This is a genomic window from Paraburkholderia flava, from assembly GCF_004359985.1.
Lineage (GTDB): Bacteria > Pseudomonadota > Gammaproteobacteria > Burkholderiales > Burkholderiaceae > Paraburkholderia > Paraburkholderia flava.
The window spans coordinates 165,595-188,819 of sequence record NZ_SMRO01000002.1 but is presented as its reverse complement, the minus strand read 5'-3'; the positions used below and the strand labels follow the sequence as shown (position 1 = coordinate 188,819).

The following is a 23,225-nucleotide window of genomic DNA, read 5'->3' as shown; positions in this document are numbered from 1 at the left end:
TAAAGTCGTTTTAAAAACAGAGTTATCAGCGCGAAATTCCCCTCAGTACGCTCGGTTCAAAAGGCTAACGCCAGTGGTGGCTCGCGAGTATTCGAATACTTCGGCCACAACAGCAGCCATGTGATGGCTTGTGTCGTAAGAGATCCATTGTGTCGAATTACCTTTGATCATGTGTTCGCTGCAAACTTTAACCATCGCGTCGCCCCAACTGAAATCTTCCTTGGCATAATGCGGTGATGTGACAATCTGATCCGCCAGCCCCCACATTTGCTCCCCGTTCGGGTACACGGCCATCGAGTGCCCGCGAACGATGAAGAATTCGTTCGCGATGGTGTAGCGAATCTTGCCGTTGGCGTCTGGAGCGATATTGTCGTTTGATCGCGGGTTGCGAACTCCGTAATCTCCAAACACGACATGCAGCCCTGGTGTAGACGGAAGCAGCGCTTTCCACAGGATCATTTCAACGCGCCGAAGGAATCCAGCGGAATTCTGCTTTTTCACTGCTTCATTGATGCTCGTCGGCATCGAAGATCCTGCGATAACAACCTGAACGAATCCTCGCGTGCGGAGGAACTCAAGAGCAGCGGAAACGTCCGGTAACAGGTCCATCAGTGGACGCCCACGAATGTCACCAAGGTCGATTAAAACAGGCACGCTCTGAGCCACTAACCCGCACTCATCCATTACGTCGCCAAGCACGTCATCGAACATTTCCGCGTCGGCCATGTCTTCAAGGTCTTCTGCCTCAAGTCTTAGAAGCGCTTTCCCACCATTCATGTGCAAAGCCCGCCCAATCGCCGCGCGGTATTCTGCGTCTGACCAGCGATCGACACCGACCACGGCATGGAAGTTCATGCCGAGAGATTGCAACTCACCGCAGAAGTATGTATAGACATGCTCCCCACTCTCTACCCTATCCGTGGGACCAAATGCATACATATCTACAAAAAACGGGCGATCCCGATGCGCATCTGCCAGCTTGGCCGCAACTTCGCTCAGGTAGTCTTGGAGCGATTTGGGCTGCTTCGGGGCTCGCGGCTTGCGGATCTTCGCGCCCGGCAGTGGGGGTTTCGGCTTGGTCGGCTTTATAGAAGGTTGTTTTTGGACCTCCAGCAGCGGCATTACAGACCGAGCTACCAGATCACGCATATGACGCAATGCCTCAAACTCGCCGTCGCGTGCTCGAAGAATAGGTACATAAGTAAGCATTTTTATACTCCCTGTCCCAAACGGCCTACGAAAAGCCGCCTCACTTGGTCATAGCCGACAATGTCGTTAAAGAGCTGATAGTTATTCAACTCTCGCCGCAGTCGGCCTGCAATAACTGCGGGGCTGATCTTCAATTCACGAGCAAGTGCATCTATATTCTCCTTGCTCGGCGAGACAAATGCGTCACTGCGTTTCCAGCTCACGCGAGGAATAAATGCCTCACGTGCCAATCTATTAGCCTCAACCTCGCGTCGATCCTCACTTGATGCATCCAAATCGTCGAGAAATGTTTCATCCAGCCCCACATGCTTCCATAGATGCGCCACCTCATGTAGCAAGGTAAACCAAAAGTTGTCGAGGCGATCTTGGCGCAAAGTTAATGCAATGATCGGCGTGCCATCACCATCCTTCAAAGCAGCACCGTCAAGCGCTGTGCCCTTTAACTGCGGCTCCATCACAACAACTATCCCGTGTTTTTCCAAAAACTCAACCGCCAACACCGGCCCCTGCTCAAACCAGCTGAGTTGCGCAATTTCGCGCAGGAAGTCTGCCGAAAGGACGTCAGCTGAAAACGACCTCGACGAATCCTTTAAGGCTCGCGCTTTCTGAATGACCCTCGCGAGCCAAGCATGAAGTGCGTATTTAGTAGTCGGCGAATATGCTTGCCCGCCTATCGTGCGACGAAACGCCATGCTGCCAAACTGTAGGCCAACGTCAGCAATAAAGTTCTTCACCAGGTCGTTTTCATCCGATGATGCCTTTGATGAAAATTTTGACAACCAGCCCCGTGCGATCATTTCATTGACCGGGAACTTCGACCAGTCAACCGATTCCTCAGACTTCTCTTCATTGGCCGATGCCAACCCAATTAAGGTCTCTGCGGAAATCCCAAGACCTACGGCCAATGCCCTAATCATCGGCACGGTTAACGGCCGCTTCCTCCCCAAAACTTCCGAAACCCTACTGCGCGTGCCAAAATAGGGCACCAGATCGGACTGCTTGAGCCCACGCTCCTGCATCCGAAATAGAATCGCGTCCACAGGATCAGGCGCCTCTACAGGGTATCTATATGCTTCATACGAGTCGACCAATACTGATAACAATTCAAGTCGCTCGGCATCATTGCTTCCTGGAGCGGGATGCCGCCGCATTAATGAATGAACCGCTTCAAGATACTCGTGATACTGCTCGTCCGATTTAATTACCTTTACGTCGCTCATGATGCTGCTCGTTCCATTCTCACTACCAATGCGATCCCCTGCGGGAAGTGCACCGCGAGTTCGATGATCCACACGGCCCCTCCCACGCGAAAGATAAATGTGTCCGGAGAGACCAACGTCGCACGCGGAAACTGCGCCAGAACATCCCCCGCCTCTTTCCAGTGCGCTGATGCCAACTCCGCTATCCAGCTACGAAGCCAGATACGAGCATCGTTGTCTAGAACAACCTGAAGCTTGTCTTTACCCAGTAGCCGCATATTTGTTCCCAATTTGGGAACACTATACACACAACAAAGCAGCGCGTAAAGTTCCCAAATTGGGATTTACGACAAAATTGTAAGCTGCCACATAAAACAGGGGCGGATTTGTTCAGCGCTACGGCCGTCTCCCACAGGCGGCTTGCACTAGACGCATTGCGTGAGTTTTCGTTGCGATTAACGGGGCCAGATGGTACATTTACTCTACCATCCACTCTACGTCTGTGACCGGCAAAAATCCTTCTAACTTATTGATTTTCAAGGAAACAGCCTGTGAGGCGAAGCGATCGGGGAAATTCCCTGATTCGCCACCAGCATTACCAAGGGGGTTACGTGCAAACGTAACCCCCTTTTCGCTTTTGGCGCTGTGCAGGTGCCATGCCGGTGTTTTGCGTCAACGAGCCACGCGCATCGTGTCACGGGCGGCAGTCAACCGCCACCCGCGACACGCATGACTTACTTGGCAAGCGCCCAGATGTTGGCCTGACTTGCATCAGGGCCCGCAGCACGCGAAGCCAGCGACGTCCCCGTTACATCGACCGGGTTCAGCTTCTGCGTGTAGCTGGCCGGCGTGATGTACGCATGGTTCATCGGTCGCACGGAGTCGAGGTGAGTATCCGCACTACCGGCAAGCTCCGGCAGGTTCAGGATGTTGCTGGCGATCATCGACTCGGTGTATTTCGCGCGGCCAAGATAGGTTTGCGGCTGCACCGGGTCTGCAATCTGGAACATGTCCTGCAGCGTACGCACCATCGAGAAGTGGCTGTACTCGTCGCTGTCGACAACATTCGGATTCGCCTGATTCGTTGCGACACCGAAGATCGAATTACCGTGGCCGTGATTCCCCCCGCTGTACAAAACGGTCGTCGTCGGCGTGAACTTGCCGTTCGCAAACGTCAGCGGCGCCTGGTTGACGTTCGTGGTCACGGGATTCCAGCCACAGCACGACGTCGAACTCCCTTCCCCTTCGTCGAACATCACGACAATGGCCATCTTGCGTTGCTTGTTGGCCCAAAGCGGCGATGCCTCGATTTGTGTAACCACCTGACGCACGTAATCGTCACCTCGCTGAACGATCTGCGTGCTGCCGCTAGCGCAGGACGGATCAGAACCCGCGCCGTGCATGTCGTCGCATCGGTCGGGGATGATGAAATTCAGACTGCCCACATCGCCCGACGCGAGATCGGTGCTGAACTGGTCACTGTTGAAGCCGGCCGGAACCGGGTAGGCCGACGACTTCGCCCAGTCGGCAGCGGTGTACTGCGTGCCGAAGATGGTGCGTGTGTCGGCGTTGAACTCAGGCAGGTCGCGGGTCTTTTGAGAAACCAGGCCCGGATGATGTTCCGTTTTAAAGAGTCCGTCCGGAACCGGAAAAGCGGTTCCGTTGCCACCCGGGCCCTTGTAAATGTCCGACACGGCAGCGTCCGCGATGCCATCCGTGCGCGGATCCTGACCTGGGTTGATCGATTCGTTATAGGTGCGCCACGTCATGCCCGCCTGCGACAACAGATTAAAGATTGTCGGCTGCTGGAGAATGTTGTGGGAAGCACTGGCGCCAACTGCACAGGATGCACTGCCAAAGTCCGGCAGATGATGACCGTCTTGCGGCGGCAACGCCCCGGTCGCGACGAGCGGTTGGCCGTCCGAGGCTATGCCGCCGGCGAATGCTGAATCCGTGGGTGTCGGTGAGCCGCAGCCCCACCAGCTGTCGTCCACGATCCCCCAATCGTCCCCACTGCTGAGCGCCACATAGTTCGGCTCGCTCGGATTGCCCGTCGAATAGTAGGTGGTGAACTGATTGTTGGCGCTCAGGAACTGGTTAATGAACGGGGCATTGGATGAACCGAGAATCCCTGGCGTGTTTGGAACCGGAGCCACGCTGTGGTTCTCGAGCATGATGATGAAGACGTTGTCGTAGCGCGGAATGCCTTCGACATTGAACGCCGCCTGTTGGGCCTGCGCGAACGTGATGCGCGTCTGCGCCTGCGACGGCGTGACGACGGTAGCGGCGCTCACGCCGGATGCACCGACCAGCGCCGGGTCGCCACCCGGCACCGCCAGGTTGTCAGGGAACATGTCGCCGCGGTCGAACTTGGTCGTCGCGTAGGTGTAGCGGTTCGCGAGCTGGTTGTCTTCGAAGAGCACGGCCTGCTGTTCCGCGCCCGAGAGCTGGTTCACATCGCGGAGGACGTCCGCAGCCGGCACCGATACCGACGATGCACCCAGGGCGGGCGTGCTCAGACGCGAGACCAGGTTCGCCTTTTCGGTCGCGTAGTTCGTGCCGTTCGCTTCGACGAGACGCTGCACCTCGCTCGACATCGGGCTGATCACAACGGCCGTTGCGCCTTGATCGGCTATCTGCGCAGCCGACGCACGCAGAATCAGGTGGCTCGTTGGCGCTGCGCTGATCGCCGTGTTGATGGCCTTGGTGCTCACGTCCGCGATCAACTGGCCGGTCGCAGTGGATTGCAGCGTGAAGTGGCCTTTGCTGTCGGTCGTCGTGCTGGCCTCCGAACTGTCGCACTGGCCGTTGCCGTTTGCGTCGACGCATACAGTCGCGCCGGCGTAGTAGCCTGCCTGAAGGATTGGATCACCTGTCGTGCTGCCGGGCACGAAACCCGCGGCAGCAACGACGCCTGTAAATGTCTGTGCGTTGCTTGCAATTGGGGAGGTCGATGCAGGTGGCTTGTTTGAATTGCCACCGCAGGCTGTCAGCACACAGGCTGCCGCGATCGACGTCAGAAGAAGCGGCGTACGTTTTATAGAAGTAACCGACATTGTTTTGAAGAATCCAGTTGGTTGGGTGAGCGACTGTCTCGTGCTCTTGCGAAGCCAAATCCAGATTTGCGCGTAGCGCTTTTGTTTCAATAATGTGTAGAAGTGCTGGAGAGGGACTCCGAAGTGCAACTGCTATTGCCACGACAAAAGCAGCGCACGCATTGGATCATTACCGAATGACTACACGGGGGCACAATCCCCACCAATGGCTTGCATCGTGAAAAAATTTGTAACCCCCGATGTGACTATTGGATGACGAGCATGACGAGCGCGCTCCTCCCCGCTATAGTGACGATCGATATCACCACCCCCGGTCCAGCTTAAGAGGTTGTCGGCATGTCATATGTTAGACACCTCTGCCTTCATCGAAGGCCTGCTGCTCGGTGCCGGTCTGTTCACGTCGGTCGGTCCTAAAGACGCCTTCGTCATCAAGCGCTCGCTCACGAGCCGTCATCTTTTTTCCATCGCTATCGTTTGTGCAGGCAGCGACGCGCTGCTGATCGCACTCGGCGCAGGAGGCTTCGCTGCGTTTCTTGCCCGCATGCCGATGCTGTCCGCGATCGCGCTATGGACAGGCATCGTGTATCTCGCGTGCTATGGATTGCTCGCGTTGCGCTCGGCTATTCGCGGCGCACAACATCCGGACGTCACGCAGACAGCGACCAGCGACTCGCTTGCGCACACACTGCTCGCGACTGCATCCGTCTCGCTGCTCAATCCGTATGCGTGGATCGATACGGTGCTCGTCGTCGGATCGCTCACGGCGAACCGGACCCCCGGATTGCGCTGGCCGTTCGCATTGGGTGCGACGACGGCGTCGCTCTGGTGGTTCGTGTGTCTCACGTACGGTTCGCGTGCGTGCCGCCCGCTCTTTGCACGCGCATCCGCGTGGCGCGCACTCGATGCGTTCGTCGCGATCATGATGCTCGGCGTCGCCGCGCACCTCGTTGTGCAAAACCTCTAGCAGCAAGCGTTTTTCTGTGACGCCGCATGTCATCGCTTAGCTGCACGAAAAGATGCCCATCGCGCATATTCTGCAGACGTAAAGGCCGAAACGCGACGCGCGCGGAGTATATTGAATCGAAGCGCTCGGAACGCGTGGTTTCTCCGTTAAAGACATCGGGTTCGAACATGATGGATCGACGCTCGGAAATCGTCGTGAGATACACAGCGGCGGGATGGTGTCTCGGCTTTGTCGTCGCGTGTACGGTCTTCGCAAGTGCGTCCGCCGCGAACGGCACGGTCCTCGCGATCAAGGGACTCGGCGCGATGATCGGTGTGACGATCGCAATCGGGATCGTCGGCTACATCCGGTCGCGCGCGATCTCCGCGAGCGAGCCTGCGCACCGTCGTATCGGAGGCCTGACGATCGGGCTCGTGGTCCTGCTCGTCGCGCTCGCCGCAGGCATTCTGGCCGCGCTGCTTCACACGGAACGCTCCGCGCCCGCAGGCTCGTCACCATTCGCTACCACCGCTCACCCGTCATGGGAAAGCGCGCAAGACTCGACGAGCGACACGCCTGCACACGCAAGCGACGCCGCAGGAAACTGATCCGCAGCAGCGCACGTCCGTCCCTCGCCCCCACCGCATTTCGTTATGTTTTATGGTGACGCCGGATCGCGCGGATCACATCGATCAACGGCTCAAGTCGAAGGCACTCCACACCGTCGCCCCCTCATCCGCATCGGGACCAAGACGCCGCACGATGAAGTCGATCACGCTGCGCAGCTTCGCACTCGGCCGTCGATCCTGCGCGTAGATCAGATGCATCGGCGTGGGCTTGTACGACCACGCGGGCAACACCTGTATTAAACGACCCGCAGCGATATCGTCGGCCAGCAACGGCTCCGGTTGCAGCACGATGCCCGCGCCGTGCAGCGCGGCAATGCGCAACGCGCTGCCCTGATTCGACGTGAAGCGTCCGCTGACCTGCACTTCGCACGTTGCGCCGTCGGGTCCGCTCAGATGCCAACGGTCATGATGCCGCCAGTACGCGAGACCGAGGCACACATGCGCGCTCAACTGCTCGGGATGCTCCGGCTGCCCGTGTGTCGCGAGGTACGCGGGCGCGGCCGCGAGGATCCGCCGATATGGCCGCAACGGCCGCGCGACCAGGCTCGCATCGTTCACATCGCCGATCTGGATGCCGAGTTCGTAGCCTTCGTCGAGCAGTTCGGGCACGCGGTTGTCGAGCGTCAGTTCGACGCTCACGTCCGGATGACACTCGAGATAGTCGGTCAATACCGGCACGACCACCTGACTGCCGAAGCTCACCGGTGCAACCAGCCGCACATTGCCGCGCGGACTCGCCTGCAGTTCGGACGCACTCGCCTCGGCGAGTGCGACGTCGGCGAGCGCCTGTTTGCAGCGCTCGTAGTACAGACGGCCCACTTCGGTGAGCTGCTGCCGGCGCGTCGTGCGATGAAGCAGTCGCGCGCCGAGTCTCTCTTCGATCACCCTGATGTGCTTCGCAGCCATCGTCGGCGAGACGTCGCTCGCTTCGGCCGCCGCGCTGAAGCTGCCGCTTTCCACCACGCGCACGAACATTGCCATGCCGGCCAGCTTGTCCATCATTCAAAACCTGCAGGTTGGGAATGGGTGAAATCATCGCATGTTTATCGGAGCCGCCGACCACGCGACACTGCATGCACGGGCGCATCATCCGCTGCGCCGCTCACCGGGAAACCCGAGGAACTGTCATGCCTATCCTGCACCTGCAAATGCACCCGGGCCGCACGCCGGAACAGAAGCGCGCATTCGTACGCGAAGTGACGCGCGCCGCCGTCGAGACGTTGACCTGCCCACCCGAAAGCGTCGACGTCATCATCACCGAAGTGCCGCGCGATGCATGGGCGAAAGCCGGCAAACTGCTTGCAGACAGCTGACGTTTTCCATCGTCGACGCGATGCGCTGCGCCCTGCAGCGCAGCACGCGTCGCTTCGGCCCTACGGCTAACCCTGGTTGCACATCCCCGCGCGGCTTCGACGAGGTCACGCGGGTCATCTCCGCAATGCAGTCATGCTGCACTGCGGAGTTTCGCGTATTGCAGCGCACAGCACCGCCCCATCCTCGCCCCGCGCTCGCTGTGGCGATCCGCTAGCGCGTGACATGCTGCATGGCACGCGACGATGAAGTAAGCGCCCATTCGCGGGAGCTTATGCAAACCATAAAAATGTTTGTCTTTTGTAGTCCCTCGAAACCCTCCACCATGCACCAGCGTCATTGCTTCAAGGCCATCGCCGCTCCTGCAGCCGGCGACACAAGACCCGTGCAGTGACCCGCAGTATGCAAAGTCATCAACGGAGACAGACTCTTGGGACAGCCAGACAAAACAGCGGCCGGCGCATCGACGTCGCTCAGGCAAAGCCGCTGGATGCAGCTTGCAATCGGTGTGATCTGCATGGGCCTCGTGGCCAATCTTCAGTACGCATGGACCCTGTTCGTCGAACCGATGAACGCGCAGCATCATTGGGGCCTCGCCGCCATCCAGTCGGCGTTCTCGATTTTCATCGTTACCGAAACCTGGCTCGTGCCGATCGAAGGCTGGCTCGTCGACCGCTTCGGTCCGCGTCCGGTCGTGATCGGCGGTGCAATCTGCGCGGGACTCGGCTGGGTACTCGACGCGTATGCGCCGAACCTGCCGGTGCTCTACCTCGCTGCGGTGATCTCCGGCGTCGGCGCGGGCTGCGTGTACGGCACCTGCGTCGGTAACGCACTGAAGTGGTTTCCGGACCGGCGCGGTCTCGCGGCCGGTCTGACGGCGGCCGGCTTCGGCGCAGGCGCCGCACTCACGGTGATCCCGATCGGCAACATGATCCAGCACTCGGGCTATCAGCACGCGTTCGTGTTCTTCGGCCTCTTCCAGGGCACGTCGATTCTGCTGCTCGCCACGTTGCTGGTGCGGCCGAATCCGCCGGCGTTCGCTCGCGGCATCAAGCGTGTCGTCGCGACGAAGCGGGACTACACGACCGGCGAGATGATCCGCTCTCCGGTGTTCTGGGTGATGTACGCGATGTTCGTCTGCGTCGCGACCGGCGGCATCATCGCCACCGCGCAGATCGGACCGATCGCGAAGGAATACGGCTTCGCGTCGATGCCGGTGTCGTTCTTCGCGGCGACGCTGCCGCTGCTGACGATGACGCTGTCGGTCAATAACATCTGCAACGGCTTCACCCGTCCGCTGTGCGGCGCGATCTCGGATCGCATCGGCCGCGAGAACACGATGTTCATCACGTTCCTCGGCGAAGGACTCGCGCTGCTCGGGCTAATGCACTTCGGCCATCACCCGACGCTGTTCATCGTGTTCTCGGGGCTGATCTTTCTGTTCTACGGCGACATCTTCTCGAACTTCCCGGCGACCTGTGCCGATACCTTCGGCAGCAAGTACGCAGCGGGCAACGCCGGCACGCTGTACACGGCGAAGGGCACGGCCGCGATGCTGGTGCCGGTCGCGTCGCTGCTGTCGGAGCACGGCGGCTGGAACATGGTGTTCATCGCCGCGGCGTGCATCGCGATTGCAGGCAGCGTGTCCGCGAAATTCGTGCTCGCACCGATGCGTCGTCAGTGGATCGAGAACTCGGCGAAGGACAGCGAACAGCTGGCGTTCGGCGCCGCGTTCCGGCCTGCACCGCTGGGTTCGAACGAATGATGCCGACGATGAGACACGCAGACGTGATCGCTGACGCAAACGCCTGACCGTTATCGAAACCCCGAACGAATCGATCGCTTCATGTCCTCACACCCGTCACCTTTCGCACGCGCGGTTCCGCTCACGCTGACGTTGCAGCCGTTGCACACCGGCACGTCGCTGCGCGATCAGGCGTACACGAAGCTGCGCCAGGCGATCGCGGAAGCGGACATCTACGGCTCGCGCGAATCGATCCGGCTCGACGAGCGCAATCTCACCGAGGCGCTCGGCGTGAGCCGCACGCCGATCCGCGAGGCGATGACGCTACTCGAACAGGAAGGCTTCGTGCGCAGCGTGCCGAGGCGCGGCGTGTTCATCCAACGCAAGACGAAGCGCGAGATCGTCGAGATGATCCAGATGTGGGCAGCGCTCGAAAGCATGGCCGCGCGACTCGCAACCCGCCACGCGACCGACGACGAGATCGCCGCACTGCGCCGGATGTTCGACAGCTTTCACGGCGAGCGCCGCACGCCCGCGACGCAGATCGACGAGTACTCGGAGGCGAACATCGTGTTTCACCAGGCGCTGGTGAGACTGTCGAAGTCGCAGGCCATCGCGCACACGATTCACAACGTCTTCGCGCACGTTCGCGCGATCCGCAAGGCGACGATCTCGCAAAGCGACCGCGCCTCGCGATCGATCGCCGAGCACATGCGGATCATCGAAGCGCTCGAAGCACGCGACACCGAAAGCGCGGAGCGTCTGGTCCGCGAACACTCGCTGGAACTCGCGGCGTTCGTCGACGCATCCTGCGACTTCCTCGACTAGGACGGAGGCGGTATGTCTGGTTAGAAAATTGCATTCATTTTCTTAATATATTACACACACAATACACAATTTACCGTGTTCCGACGTAGACGGAATCGCACGATCCGCTTGTTGTCCATGAGCGGCTCACGCTTTATCTACAGGCGTTTACATGCTTTTTTGATGATCGGAATGAATGCTGCAACGCATGCTGATTTTCCTCACGAAAAGCGTTGAAAAAATTTGGTGTGTGAAATACTGTATATCAGTGGTCGGCGTGAAGTGACTCGAAGCGACACCCGAACAGCCATCAACGAAACGGAGATGAACGAATGTCCACTGCCGAAATCGCGCGCCCTGAAGCGGCCGACGAATCCCACGACGTACCCGCAACGACCGACGGTTTTCACCTCGTCATCGATGCGCTCAAGCTCAACGACATCGACACGATCTTCGGTCTGGTCGGTATCCCGATCACCGATCTCGCGCGTCTCGCGCAAGCCGAAGGCATGCGCTTCATCGGCTTCCGGCACGAGCAGAACGCCGGCAACGCTGCCGCGATCTCGGGCTACATGACGAAGAAGCCCGGCATCTGCCTGACCGTGTCGGCGCCGGGCTTCCTGAACGGCCTCACGGCCCTCGCAAACGCGACGACGAACTGCTTCCCGATGATCCTCATCAGCGGCTCGAGCGAACGCGAGATCGTCGACCTGCAGCAAGGCGACTACGAAGAGATGGATCAGCTGAACGCCGCGAAGCCGTACGCAAAAGCGGCGTACCGCGTGCTGCACGCAGAGGACATCGGCGTGGGTATCGCGCGTGCGATCCGCGCGGCCGTGTCGGGTCGCCCTGGTGGCGTGTACCTCGATCTGCCGGCCAAGCTGCTCGCTCAAACGATGGACGCCGCGAAAGCGCAGAAGTCGCTGATCAAGGTCATCGACGCAGCACCGCGCCAGTTGCCCTCGCCTGACTCGGTGAAGCGCGCACTCGACGTGATCCGTCAGGCGAAGCGTCCGCTGATCCTGCTCGGCAAGGGCGCCGCGTACGCGCAGGCCGACGCGGAAATTCGCGCACTGGTCGAAAAGAGCGGCATTCCGTATCTGCCGATGTCGATGGCCAAGGGCCTGCTGCCCGACACCCACGCACAGTCCGCGTCGGCCGCGCGTTCGTTCGTGCTGCAGGAAGCCGATTGCGTCGTGCTGATCGGCGCGCGGTTGAACTGGCTGCTCGCGCACGGCAAGGGCAAGACGTGGGGCGCCGCACCGAAGCAGTTCGTGCAGATCGACATCTCGCCGACCGAAATCGACAGCAACGTTGCGATCGCCGCACCGGTGATCGGCGATATCGGTTCGTGCGTGTCGGCGCTGCTCGCAGGTATCGATGCGAGCTTCCCGAAGCCGTCCACCGAATGGACCGGCGCCGTCGACGAACGCAAGAACAAGAACCTCGAAAAGATGGCCGCAACGCTCGCGAAGAACCCGTCGCCGATGGGCTTTCATAGCGCACTGCGCGCGATCCGCGACGTGCTGAAGAAGCGCCCCGACATCAACGTCGTCAACGAAGGGGCGAACACGCTCGACTACGCGCGCAGCATCGTCGACATGTACCAGCCGCGCAAGCGCTTCGATTCCGGCACGTGGGGAATCATGGGCATCGGCATGGGCTTCGCCGTCGGCGCGGCCGTGACGAGCGGCACGCAGGTCGTCGCGATCGAAGGCGACAGCGCATTCGGTTTCAGCGGCATGGAGATCGAGACGATCTGCCGTTACGACCTGCCTGTCTGCACGATCGTGTTCAACAACAACGGCGTGTATCGCGGCACCGACGTGAATCCGACCGGCGGCAAGGACGTCGCACCGACCGTGTTCGTGAAGAACGCGCGCTACGACAAGATGATCGAGGCATTCGGCGGCATCGGCTTCAACGCGACGACGCCCGAAGAACTCACCCATGCACTCGAAGAGGCGATCCGCTCGGGCAAACCGACGTTGATCAACGCTGTCATCGACGAAGCGGCCGGCACCGAAAGTGGCCGTCTGACGAACCTGAATCCGCAAAGCGCGGCAATGAAAAAGCAAGACTGAAAACCAGGAGAAATACGTGAGCAAAAAACCCCTCGAAGGCATCAAGATCATCGATTTCACGCACGTCCAGGCTGGCCCGGCGTGCACGCAAATGCTGGCATGGTTCGGCGCCGACGTGATCAAGGTCGAGCGTCCCGGTTCCGGCGACGTCACGCGCAACCAGTTGCGCGATATCCCCGACGTCGACGCGCTGTACTTCACGATGCTCAACAGCAACAAGCGTTCGCTGACGCTCGACACGAAGAAGCCGGAAGGCAAGGAAGTGCTCGAAAAGCTGATCCGCGAATCGGACGTGCTGGTTGAAAACTTCGGCCCGGGCGCACTCGACCGGATGGGCTTCTCGTGGGACGTGATCCGCGATCTGAATCCGAAGATGATCGTTGCATCGGTGAAGGGCTTCAGCGACGGCCACCACTACGACGACCTGAAAGTCTACGAGAACGTCGCGCAGTGCGCAGGCGGCGCCGCATCGACGACCGGCTTCTGGGACGGCCCGCCGACGATCAGCGCAGCCGCGCTCGGCGACAGCAACACCGGCATGCATCTGGCCATCGGCATTCTCACCGCGATCATCGGCCGCCAGCAGACGGGTCGTGGTCAACGCGTAGCCGTGTCGATGCAGGACAGCGTCGTGAACCTGTGCCGCGTGAAACTGCGTGACCAGCAGCGGCTCGACCGCCTCGGCTTCCTCGAGGAATATCCGCAGTACCCGCACGGCTCGTTCAGCGATGTCGTGCCGCGCGGCGGCAACGCGGGCGGTGGCGGTCAACCGGGCTGGGTGCTCAAGTGCAAGGGCTGGGAAACCGATCCGAACGCGTACATCTACTTCACGGTTCAGGGTCACGCGTGGGCGCCGATCTGCCGCGCGATCGGCAAGCCGGAGTGGATCGACGATCCTGCATACAGCACGCCGCAGGCACGCCAGCCGCACATCTTCGACATCTTCGCGACGATCGAGGAATGGCTCGCCGACAAGACCAAGTTCGAAGCGGTCGACGTGCTGCGCAAGTTCGACATTCCGTGCGCCCCGGTGCTGACGATGAAGGAAATCGCCAACGACGAATCGCTGCGCAAGAGCGGCACGATCGTCGAAGTGGAGCACAAGGCGCGCGGCACGTACCTGACGGTCGGCAGCCCGATCAAGTTCTCCGAACTGAAGCCGGAGATCACCGGTTCGCCGCTGCTCGGCGAACACACCGACGAAGTACTCGCGCAACTCGGCTACACGTCGGCGCAGATCGCGCGCATGCACGAAATGCAGGCGGTGTAACGTACGCCTGATGCAGCCGCCCGCCGGTCCGGCGGGCGGCAACGTTTCTCAAGGACTCCCCGCCATGCCCACAACCATCGATTTCGAACAGCTCGTTCACGCGATCGGCGATGCCGTCGTGATCTCCGACGCAAGCGGCGCGATTACGTTGTGGAATCCCGCGGCCGAACGCATGTTCGGCTTCACGCCGGACGAAGCGCTCGGCCAGTCGCTGGATATCATCATCCCCGAGCGGCTGCGTGGCCGGCATTGGGACGGTTATCACAAGACGATGGCAACCGGCGAAACGCGCTACGGTCACGATCTGCTGAAAGTGCCTGCCGTCGATAAAGCCGGCCGCACGATGTCGATCGCATTCACCGTCGCGCTGCTGCATTCGCCGCAAGGCGAAGTCACCGGCATCGTCGCCGTGATCCGCGACGAAACTGCCCGCTTCACCGAAGACCGCGCACTGCGCAAACGCGTCGCCGAACTCGAAGCGAAAGTCAGCGCTTAGCGAGACGCACCCCGCGCGACGGCAGCGCGCTGCCGATTTGCTATATTGGCCGCTGACTCTTCTTCAGCCCTGCCATCATGCGCGTCGGCCGTCCTGTTGCTCCGCTGCCGCAACCCGTCTGCGATTACTGCGGCGCTAAAGCGGTCTTCGTCCGTTCGGACGAGGACGGTTATCCGTATCGCGACGATCACGGTCCGCTGTGGGTCTGCACGCCGTGCGAAGCGTGGATCGGCATCTTCCCGCGCAGCACGCGTCGCGTGCCGCTCGGCCGTCTCGCGAACGCCGAACTGCGCGACGCGAAAGCGCGTCTGCACGCCGCACTCGAACCGATGGTCCAGGGCAAGCTGCGCCGCGACGGCGGCAACGTGTTCGAAGCACGTTCAAAGGGTTATCGCTGGCTCGCGGGCGAACTGAAAATCCCCGAAGACCAGTGCACCATCCATCAGCTCGACGCCGACCAATGCAAGGCCGCAGTCGACGTGATCGAGCGTTTCGCCGCGAGCCGACGCACCGGCGAAACCGAATAATCCCCGGCAGCACCACATACCCGTTCTCCCACCGACACAATTTGTGCAGCGCAATGGCTAGCTGCGCAAATAGTACCAATGCGCATTGGGTTTTGAAGTAGTGAAGCACGTTTCCTGAGCACTACAGTGCAGTTCACCGGACCCTCCGCTCGCACGCGGTCAGGCGTACCGGTCGGACAAAAACAGAATCAGGAGACAACAGTGAAAACGATTCGATCTTTGGCGGCCTACGCCACGACGACCGCTGTCGCGATGGTTGCGTGCATGCCCGCTGCGGCCTTCGCACAAAGCTGCAACGTGCCGGTGATCCGCGTACTCGCGCAGAAAAGCCTCGGGCTGTCGGTGATGGAGAAATCGCTGCCCGACTACGAGAAACGCAGCGGCACGAAAATCGAGATCAGCTACTTCGGCGAAAACGACCGACGCGCGAAATCGCGGCTCGATGCATCGACGGGTGCGGGCTCGTACCAGATCTACTACGTCGACGAAGCGAACGTCGCGGAATTCGCGTCCGCCGGCTGGGTCGTGCCGCTGCTGAAGTACTACCCGAAAGACGCCGACTACGACGACTTCCTGCCGGGCCGTCGCGCGGTCGCGAGCTACAAGGGCGTCGCGTACTTCGCGCCGTTGATCGGCGGCGGCGACTTCCTGTTCTATCGCCGCGACCTGCTCGAGAAAGCGCATCTGCCGGTGCCGAAGACACTCGACGAACTCGTCGCCGACATCAAGAAACTCAACGCACCGCCGAACATGTACGGCTGGGTCGCACGCGGTCAACGCGGCTCGGGCATGAACGTGTGGCGCTGGGCACCGTTCATGCTCGCCGAAGGCGGCACATGGACCGACAAGAACGGGCAGCCGAACTTCAACTCACCGGCCGCCGTGAAGGCGACCCAACTCTATAGCGATCTCTTCAAGTACGCGCCGCCGGGAGCCGCGACCTACGACTGGAGCAACGCACTCGAAGCGTTCCGCTCGGGCAAGGTCGCGTTCATGATCGAGTCGACGCCGTTCGCCGACTGGATGGAAGACCCGACCAAGTCGAGCGTCGCCGACAAGGTCGGCTACGTGCGGCCGCCCGCACCGTTGCCGTCCGCTGCATACGGGCATGGCCTCGCGATCTCGTCGGTCGGTGCGAAGGACGAATGCACGCGCCAGGCCGCGGGCAAGTTCATCGCGTGGGCGACGAGCAAGGACCAGGAGCAGGCACGTCTGCGCGACAACGTGTTCAGCGACTACAACCGCACGAGCACGATCAATAGCGACTACTTCAAGAAGCACGTGAAGCCGCAGATTCTGAGCGGCCTGAACGACACCAATCCGGTGACGAAGGTGACGATCTGGTCGAGCCCGCAATGGCCCGACATCGGCGACAACCTGGGCATCGCGCTCGAAGAAATCTTCACGGGCACGCAAACCGATGTGCAGGGCACGCTGACCGACGCGGTGCAGTACGCGAAGGACGCGATGGAACACGGCGCGAAGAAATAAGCATAGCGGCGCGCCCCAGGGCGCGCCGCCCTCGTTCCCGGAGACATCGATGTTCAATCGCGGTAAAACCAGCCTGCCCTGGGTGTTCCTCGGCCCGCCGCTCGCGATCATGGCGCTGCTCGGCCTGATCCCGACCGTCGCGGCAGTCAACCTTGCGTTGAAAAACCGCGTGCTGCGCTATCCGGACAGCGAGTACGTGTGGCTGCGCAATTTCGTCCGGCTCATGTCGGACCGGCGCTTCCTGAATGCGATCGAAGTGTCCGCCGTGTGGGAAATCGTCACGGTGGTCGGCGCGGTTGTCGTCGGCGTGCTGCTCGCGATCTACCTGTTCGAACAGATTCACGGCCGCGCGCGCAGCGTGATCACGCTGTTGCTGATCATGCCGGTGTTGCTGCCGCGCGTGTCGGCGGCGTTCATCTGGAAGTTCATGTATTCGCCGCTGAACGGCGTGTTGAGCTGGCTGCTCGGCACGGTCGGCATCGACAACACCGCGTTCCTGTCCGATCCGCACGCGGCGCTGTACGCGATCGCGCTCGTCGACGTGTGGCAGTGGGGCCTGTTCTTCGCGGTGGTTGTGCTGAAGCTGCTCGAAACGCTGCCGCCCGAACCGCTCGAAGCGGCGCGGCTCGATTACGCGTCGACGTGGCAGGTGTACGCGTACATCGCGCTGCCGATGCTGAAGGTGCCGATCATGAGTCTGGTGTTCATCAAGATGGTCGAGTCGCTGCGTTCGTTCGACCTGATCTACGTAATGACCAAAGGCGGTCCCGGCATCTCGACCGAAACCCTCGACATGTACGCATACGCACAGGGTATCGGCCTGTCGGGCAAGGTGTCGTACGCGTCGAGCATGGCGGTGCTGATGATGATTGCGACCACCGCGATCTTCACGCTGATCTGGAAGCGGGTGAACAAATGGGAAGACTGATTTCGCGCAGCGCGACGATGACGGTCGGCGTGGCGATCGCGATCGTCGCGGTGTTTCCGATCCTGTGGGCCGTGCTGAATTCGCTGAAGAACCTGCTCGACATCGTCACGCCGGTGCCGCGCTTCATTTTCACGCCGACGCTCGACAACTACCGTCAGGTGCTGTCGAGCCCCGAGGTGCTGATCGGGCTCGGCAACAGCGTCGCGATCGTCGGGACGTCAGTGTTGCTGGGTGCGCTGCTCGGCGTGCCGGCCGCGTACGTGATCGCGCGCTTTCACGTGCCGGGCAAACGCGACATCCAGTTCTTCCTGCTGTCGCTGCGTTTTCTGCCGCCGGTCGCGATTGCGATTCCGTTGATCGCGATCTGGGTGGACTTAGGTCTGTACGACACGAAGCTGTCGATGATCGTCACGTACCTGCTCGTCACGCTGTCGACGATCACGTGGCTGTCGATCCCCGTCTTCCAGCGGCTGCCGCGCGAAGTCGAGGAAGCCGCGACGCTCGACGGTTACGGTCCATACGAAGTGTTCTGGCGCATCGCGCTGCCGATCAGTTCGAGCACGCTAATTGGCGGCATCGTCTTCAGCTTCGTGCTGGTATGGAACGAACTGATGATCGCGCTCGCGCTGACGTCGTCGCGCAGCGCAACGTTGCCGGTCGTTGCATCCGCGTTCACGTCGCTCGGGCAGGAAGTGCCGTGGGGCGTGATCAACGCGTCGACGGTATTGCTTGCGCTGCCGCCGCTGATTTTCGTGGGCATTCTGAGTCGTCTGCTGAACTCGATGCTCAAAGGTAAATAAGGAGACTGTGTTGAAAGCCCTGGTACTGGAAGAAGCGCACCGACTCGCGCTGCGCGAAATCGATATTCCGCTCGACGTGGGTCCGCGCGACGTGAAAATCCGCATTCACACGGTCGGCGTGTGCGGTAGCGACGTGCATTACTACACGCATGGCCGCATCGGTCCGTTCAAGGTCGAGCAGCCGATGGTGCTCGGTCACGAAGCGTCGGGTACGGTCGTCGAAATCGGCAGCGACGTCACGCATCTGAGCGTCGGCGACCGCGTGTGCATGGAGCCCGGCGTGCCGCAGTTCGATTCGCCCGCGACGATGCGCGGCCTCTACAACCTCGATCCCGCCGTGCGCTTCTGGGCGACGCCGCCGATCCACGGCTGCCTCACGCCGTACGTCGTGCATCCGGCCGCGTTCACGTTCAGGCTGCCGGACAACGTGTCGTTCGCGGAAGGCGCGATCGTCGAGCCGTTGTCGATCGGCTTGCAGGCCGCGAAGAAAGCGGCGATGACGCCCGGCGATGTCGCCGTCGTGATCGGCGCCGGCACGATCGGCGCGATGACGGCGCTCGCCGCACTCGCGGGCGGCGCATCGCGTGTGATTCTCGCCGACGTGATCAAGGAAAAGCTCGCGCTGTTCGCGAATCATGCGGCGGTGACGACGGTGGATGTACGTGCGCAATCGCTCGTCGACGTGGTGCGCAATGCCACCGACGGCTGGGGCGCCGACGTCGTGTTCGAAGCGAGCGGCAACGGCAAGGTCTACGACACGCTGATCGATCTGCTGTGTCCGGGCGGCTGTGCGGTGCTGGTCGGCATGCCGGTCGATCCGGTGCCGCTCGACGTCGTCGCGTTGCAGGCGAAGGAAGCGCGCATCGAATCGGTGTTCCGCTACGCGAACATCTTTCCGCGTGCGCTCGCATTGATCAGCTCGGGCATGATCGACGTGAAGCCGTTCATCTCGCGCAAGTTCGCGTTCGCCGACGGCGTGCGCGCGTTCGAAGAGGCGGCGGCGGGCCATCCGCACGACGTCAAGATCCAGATCGAAATGGACTGACCATGGCACAGATCGTCTGCAAGGGACTCACGAAGCGCTACGACAGCGGACCGCCGGTACTGCATCCGCTCGACCTCGAGATCCGCGACGGCGAGTTCGTCGTGCTGCTCGGACCGTCGGGTTGCGGTAAGTCGACGATGCTGCGGATGATCGCCGGGCTGGAGGACATCACCGGCGGCGAGCTGTCGATCGGCGACACCGTGGTCAATGAACGGCCCGCCCGCGAGCGCAACGTCGCGATGGTGTTCCAGAACTACGCGCTCTATCCTCACATGACCGTGTACGACAACATCGCGTTCGGGCTGCGCCGGCTGAAGGTGCCCGCAGCGGAGATCGATCGCCGCGTGCGCGAGGTCGCCGCTGCGCTGAGTCTCGACGCGATGCTCGATCGCAAGCCGCGCGCGATGTCGGGCGGTCAGCAGCAGCGCGCCGCCATTGCGCGCGCGATGATCAAGACGCCTGCCGTGTTTCTGTTCGACGAGCCGCTGTCGAATCTCGATGCGAAGCTGCGCGCGCAATTGCGCGGCGACATCAAGCGGCTGCATCAGCGGTTGAAGACGACGACGGTGTACGTCACGCACGACCAGCTCGAAGCGATGACGCTCGCCGATCGCGTGATCCTGATGCGCGGCGGACACATCGAGCAGGCCGGCTCGCCTGCCGATCTTTATCGCTGCCCGCATACTGTGTTCGCAGCAGGCTTTATCGGCACGCCGGCGATGAATTTTCTCGATGCGACAGTGGGCGTGGATGGCGGTACGCGTTACGTGCAGTGCGGTGAATCCCGCTGGCCGCTCGCCTCACGGCGTTTTGCCGCAGCGGACGTGAAACTGCACGAAGGCCAGGCCGTGAAGCTCGCGATCCGGCCGAATTATCTGAAGCTCGTGGCGGCCAGTGAAAGCCCAACCGCACTGCAGATCGCCGGCCGCGTCGAACTCGTCGAATTGCTCGGCGCCGAAGCGCTCGTCACGTTCGATTTCGCGGGTGAACATCTCGCCGCTCTGGTGCCCGCGAACGCGGTGCCGTCGCCCGGCGACATGGTAACGTTCCGGTTCGATGCCGATGACCTGCACGTGTTCGACACGCAGAGCGGCCGCAACGTGACGTTGCCCGACGCACCGCCCGAGACCGCGCGTCGAGTGGATGCGAGCGCGACACCGCAATGGTCGGTGTCGCACCCCTGAGCGCCGTCGTGCGCGGCGAAGGAGCAAGGCGATGAATCCCGATCTGGAAGTCGTGCACACGCGACGCGACGAAACCTTTCGCGCTTGGACTCACGGCTATCCGCACGACGTCGCGAAGTGGCACTTCCACCCGGAGTACGAGATCCACGTGATCCGCTCGTCGACGGGCAAGTTTTTTGTCGGCGATTACATCGGACAATTCCATCCGGGCAATCTCGTCATCACCGGACCGAACCTGCCGCACAACTGGATCAGCGAGATCGGTCCGGGCGAGCACGTGCCGTCGCGCGACATGGTGCTGCAGTTCTCGCGCGATGCCGTGCAGCAGATGGTCGCTGCGTTCACCGAACTGCAACCGGTGCTGACGATGATCGACGATGCATCGCGCGGGCTGCAGTTTCCGGATCGCGTGGGTCTGTCGGTCGCGCCGCTGATGTCCGAACTCGCCGACGCGCACGGCTGCCGCCGCGTCGAACTGCTGATGGCGCTGTTCGACCGGCTCGCGTCGTGTTCCGAACGGCAGGTGCTTGCAGGGCCGTCGTATCACATCGATGCGCAGCGCTACATGTCGTCGACGATCAACCAGGTGCTGTCGTACATCCAGCAGAACCTGCCCGGCACGCTGCGCGAAAGCGACGTCGCGGATCTGGTCGGCATGAGCGTCAGCACGTTCACGCGATTTTTCCGGCGTCATACGGGCTCGACGTTCGTGCAGTACCTGAATCGGCTGCGACTCAATGAAGCATGCGAGCTGCTGATGTGCTCGACGCTGCCGGTGACGGAGATCTGCTATCGCGTCGGGTTCAACAACCTGTCGAACTTCAACCGGCAGTTTCGCGCGATGAAGGAAATGCCGCCGTCGAAATTCCGCTCGCTGCATCAGCTCAATGAACAGATGATCGCCGCCTGACACGCGCCGCACGTCGGGCCCACTCCTCCACTTTCCGATCCAGATACCGCCGTGACCTTTCTTGGAATCGACCTCGGCACGTCCGAAGTCAAAGCCGTCCTGACCGGCGACGACGCCGCCATTCTCGCGACCGCCGGTGCGCCGCTCACCGTCGATCATCCGCATCCGCACTGGTCCGAGCAGAGCCCGCAGGCGTGGTGGCACGCCACTCTGGATGCGATCGCCGCCGTGCGTGCCGCGCATCCGTCGGGCTTCGCCGCGCTGCGCGGTATCGGCCTGTCGGGGCAGATGCACGGCGCGACGCTGCTCGACCGCAGCGACCAGGTGCTGCGTCCCGCGATCCTGTGGAACGACACGCGTGCGTTCGCCGAATGCGTCGAACTCGAAGCGCTCGTGCCCGAATCGCGCGAGATCACCGGCAATCTCGCGATGCCCGGCTTCACCGCGCCGAAGCTGCTGTGGCTCGCGAAATACGAGGCTTCCGTGTTTCGCGCGGTCAACAAGGTGCTGCTGCCGAAGGACTACGTCGCATGGCGGCTGACCGGCGAATTCACGTCCGACATGTCGGATGCGTCGGGCACGCTGTGGCTCGACGTCGCAAAGCGCGACTGGTCGGATCGAATGCTCGCCGCGACCGGACTGTCGCGCGAGCAGATGCCGCGACTCGTCGAAGGCAGCGCGCCGGCGGCACAGTTGCGCGATGGGCTGCGTCGCGAGTGGGGCATCGCCGGACCAGTGACGCTGTGCGGCGGTGCCGGCGACAACGCGGCGAGCGCGATCGGCATGGGTGTCGTCGATGCGGGTAGCGCGTTTCTGTCGCTGGGCACGTCGGGCGTGCTGTTCTCCGGCACCGATCGCTTCGCGCCGAATCCCGCGCAGGGCGTTCACGCGTTCTGCCATTGCCTGCCTGAGCGCTGGCATCAGATGAGCGTGATCCTGTCGGCGGCGGCGAGCCTCGGCTGGCTGTCGCAGGTCGCGCACACCGCCGTCGCGACGCTGCCCGATCTCGCCGCACAGGCCGACCCTGCCGCTGCACCGATTTTTCTGCCCTATCTGAACGGCGAGCGCACGCCGCACAACGATGCGAACGCGCGTGGCGTGTTCTGGGGTTTGACGGCCGCGCACGGCACCGCCGATCTCGCGTACAGCGTGATGGAAGGCGTCGCGTTCGCGATGGCCGACGGCTACGTGGCGCTGCAGGGCGCGGGCACGACGCTCGAGCACGCGTCGTTCATCGGCGGTGGTTCTCGCAGTCCGTTCTGGGCGCAACTCTGCGCGACTGCGATGGGTGTGACGATGCGTCGTCACCGGAGCAGCGATGTCGGCGGTGCGCTCGGCGCCGCGCGGCTCGCCCAGCTTGCAGCGACGAACGATGCGATCGCCGACGTTTGCACGGCACCGCCGGTGATCGAATCGCGCGAACCGGATCCCGCGATGCAGCCGGTGCTTGCGGAACGGCTGGCGCGTTACCGGCGGTTGTACACCGCGTTGAAGCCGGAGTTCGCGGCAGCGGGTTAAAAACCGAACAGCAGTTCGAGCCACGTCGCGGCCCATCGCTGTCGTATGATCGCAGGCAGTACTACGCTCATGCC

Annotated in this window: 20 protein-coding genes; 16 read left to right on the top strand and 4 right to left on the bottom strand. The window is 61.7% G+C overall.

Annotation, left to right across the window (positions count from 1 at the left end; all coding sequences use genetic code 11):
- Positions 1–42: 42 nt before the first annotated feature.
- The 3 genes from E1748_RS12180 to E1748_RS12165 form a co-directional block, all read right to left on the bottom strand.
- Positions 43–1,209, bottom strand: a complete 1,167-nt coding sequence (locus E1748_RS12180) for a beta family protein (RefSeq protein WP_133647496.1) — start codon at positions 1,207–1,209, stop codon at positions 43–45.
- Between the two features lie 2 nt (positions 1,210–1,211).
- A complete protein-coding gene (locus E1748_RS12175) occupies positions 1,212–2,429 on the bottom strand; it encodes an ImmA/IrrE family metallo-endopeptidase (protein WP_133647495.1) in 1,218 nt (405 codons plus the stop codon).
- A 713-nt stretch (positions 2,430–3,142) separates the two neighbouring features.
- Positions 3,143–5,464 carry an alkaline phosphatase family protein gene (locus tag E1748_RS12165; protein ID WP_133649334.1) on the bottom strand — a complete coding sequence of 774 codons (2,322 nt, stop codon included), beginning with the start codon at positions 5,462–5,464 and terminating at the stop codon, positions 3,143–3,145.
- A 343-nt stretch (positions 5,465–5,807) separates the two neighbouring features.
- On the opposite strand from E1748_RS12165, the gene E1748_RS12160 reads away from it, so the two are divergent.
- Positions 5,808–6,428: a LysE/ArgO family amino acid transporter gene (locus tag E1748_RS12160; protein ID WP_133647493.1), complete on the top strand. Its 621-nt coding sequence runs from the start codon at positions 5,808–5,810 to the stop codon at positions 6,426–6,428.
- A 194-nt stretch (positions 6,429–6,622) separates the two neighbouring features.
- Entirely contained in the window at positions 6,623–7,015 is a 393-nt protein-coding gene (locus E1748_RS12155; protein WP_133647492.1) for a hypothetical protein, read from the top strand.
- Between the two features lie 84 nt (positions 7,016–7,099).
- On the opposite strand, the gene E1748_RS12150 is transcribed toward E1748_RS12155, so the two are convergent.
- Positions 7,100–8,038 carry a LysR family transcriptional regulator gene (locus tag E1748_RS12150; RefSeq protein WP_240766571.1) on the bottom strand — a complete coding sequence of 313 codons (939 nt, stop codon included), beginning with the start codon at positions 8,036–8,038 and terminating at the stop codon, positions 7,100–7,102.
- Between the two features lie 20 nt (positions 8,039–8,058).
- Here E1748_RS12150 and E1748_RS12145 point away from each other — a divergent pair, with 20 nt between their 5' ends.
- The 14 genes from E1748_RS12145 (at position 8,059) to xylB (ending at position 23,151) form a co-directional block, all read left to right on the top strand.
- Positions 8,059–8,349: a 4-oxalocrotonate tautomerase gene (locus E1748_RS12145; RefSeq protein ID WP_338119589.1), complete on the top strand. Its 291-nt coding sequence runs from the start codon at positions 8,059–8,061 to the stop codon at positions 8,347–8,349.
- A 428-nt stretch (positions 8,350–8,777) separates the two neighbouring features.
- Complete coding sequence (gene oxlT, locus E1748_RS12140; RefSeq protein ID WP_420819319.1) at positions 8,778–10,112, top strand: oxalate/formate MFS antiporter; 1,335 nt, start codon at positions 8,778–8,780, stop codon at positions 10,110–10,112.
- Positions 10,113–10,193: 81 nt separating this feature from the next.
- Entirely contained in the window at positions 10,194–10,919 is a 726-nt protein-coding gene (locus E1748_RS12135; protein WP_133647491.1) for a GntR family transcriptional regulator, read from the top strand.
- 311 nt (positions 10,920–11,230) lie between these two features.
- Positions 11,231–12,982 (top strand): oxalyl-CoA decarboxylase, encoded by a 1,752-nt coding sequence (oxc, locus tag E1748_RS12130; RefSeq protein ID WP_133647490.1) that lies wholly within the window; start codon positions 11,231–11,233, stop codon positions 12,980–12,982.
- A gap of 16 nt (positions 12,983–12,998) precedes the next feature.
- Entirely contained in the window at positions 12,999–14,252 is a 1,254-nt protein-coding gene (gene frc, locus E1748_RS12125) for a formyl-CoA transferase (protein ID WP_133647489.1), read from the top strand.
- Positions 14,253–14,316: 64 nt separating this feature from the next.
- Entirely contained in the window at positions 14,317–14,748 is a 432-nt protein-coding gene (locus tag E1748_RS12120) for a PAS domain-containing protein (RefSeq protein ID WP_133647488.1), read from the top strand.
- 77 nt (positions 14,749–14,825) lie between these two features.
- Positions 14,826–15,275 (top strand): zinc-finger-containing protein, encoded by a 450-nt coding sequence (locus E1748_RS12115; RefSeq protein ID WP_133647487.1) that lies wholly within the window; start codon positions 14,826–14,828, stop codon positions 15,273–15,275.
- Between the two features lie 252 nt (positions 15,276–15,527).
- Positions 15,528–16,766 carry an ABC transporter substrate-binding protein gene (locus E1748_RS12110; protein WP_133649330.1) on the top strand — a complete coding sequence of 413 codons (1,239 nt, stop codon included), beginning with the start codon at positions 15,528–15,530 and terminating at the stop codon, positions 16,764–16,766.
- A 49-nt stretch (positions 16,767–16,815) separates the two neighbouring features.
- Entirely contained in the window at positions 16,816–17,694 is an 879-nt protein-coding gene (locus E1748_RS12105) for a carbohydrate ABC transporter permease (protein WP_133647486.1), read from the top strand.
- Positions 17,682–18,494: a carbohydrate ABC transporter permease gene (locus E1748_RS12100; protein ID WP_133647485.1), complete on the top strand. Its 813-nt coding sequence runs from the start codon at positions 17,682–17,684 to the stop codon at positions 18,492–18,494. The genes E1748_RS12105 and E1748_RS12100 overlap by 13 nt, the downstream gene beginning before the upstream one ends.
- Before the next feature lie 10 nt (positions 18,495–18,504).
- Complete coding sequence (locus tag E1748_RS12095) at positions 18,505–19,539, top strand: NAD(P)-dependent alcohol dehydrogenase (RefSeq protein ID WP_133647484.1); 1,035 nt, start codon at positions 18,505–18,507, stop codon at positions 19,537–19,539.
- 2 nt (positions 19,540–19,541) lie between these two features.
- Positions 19,542–20,723 (top strand): sn-glycerol-3-phosphate ABC transporter ATP-binding protein UgpC, encoded by a 1,182-nt coding sequence (locus tag E1748_RS12090; RefSeq protein WP_133647483.1) that lies wholly within the window; start codon positions 19,542–19,544, stop codon positions 20,721–20,723.
- Positions 20,724–20,754: 31 nt separating this feature from the next.
- Positions 20,755–21,633 (top strand): AraC family transcriptional regulator, encoded by an 879-nt coding sequence (locus E1748_RS12085; RefSeq protein WP_133647482.1) that lies wholly within the window; start codon positions 20,755–20,757, stop codon positions 21,631–21,633.
- A gap of 51 nt (positions 21,634–21,684) precedes the next feature.
- Positions 21,685–23,151 carry a xylulokinase gene (xylB, locus tag E1748_RS12080; RefSeq protein WP_133647481.1) on the top strand — a complete coding sequence of 489 codons (1,467 nt, stop codon included), beginning with the start codon at positions 21,685–21,687 and terminating at the stop codon, positions 23,149–23,151.
- Positions 23,152–23,225: the final 74 nt, after the last annotated feature.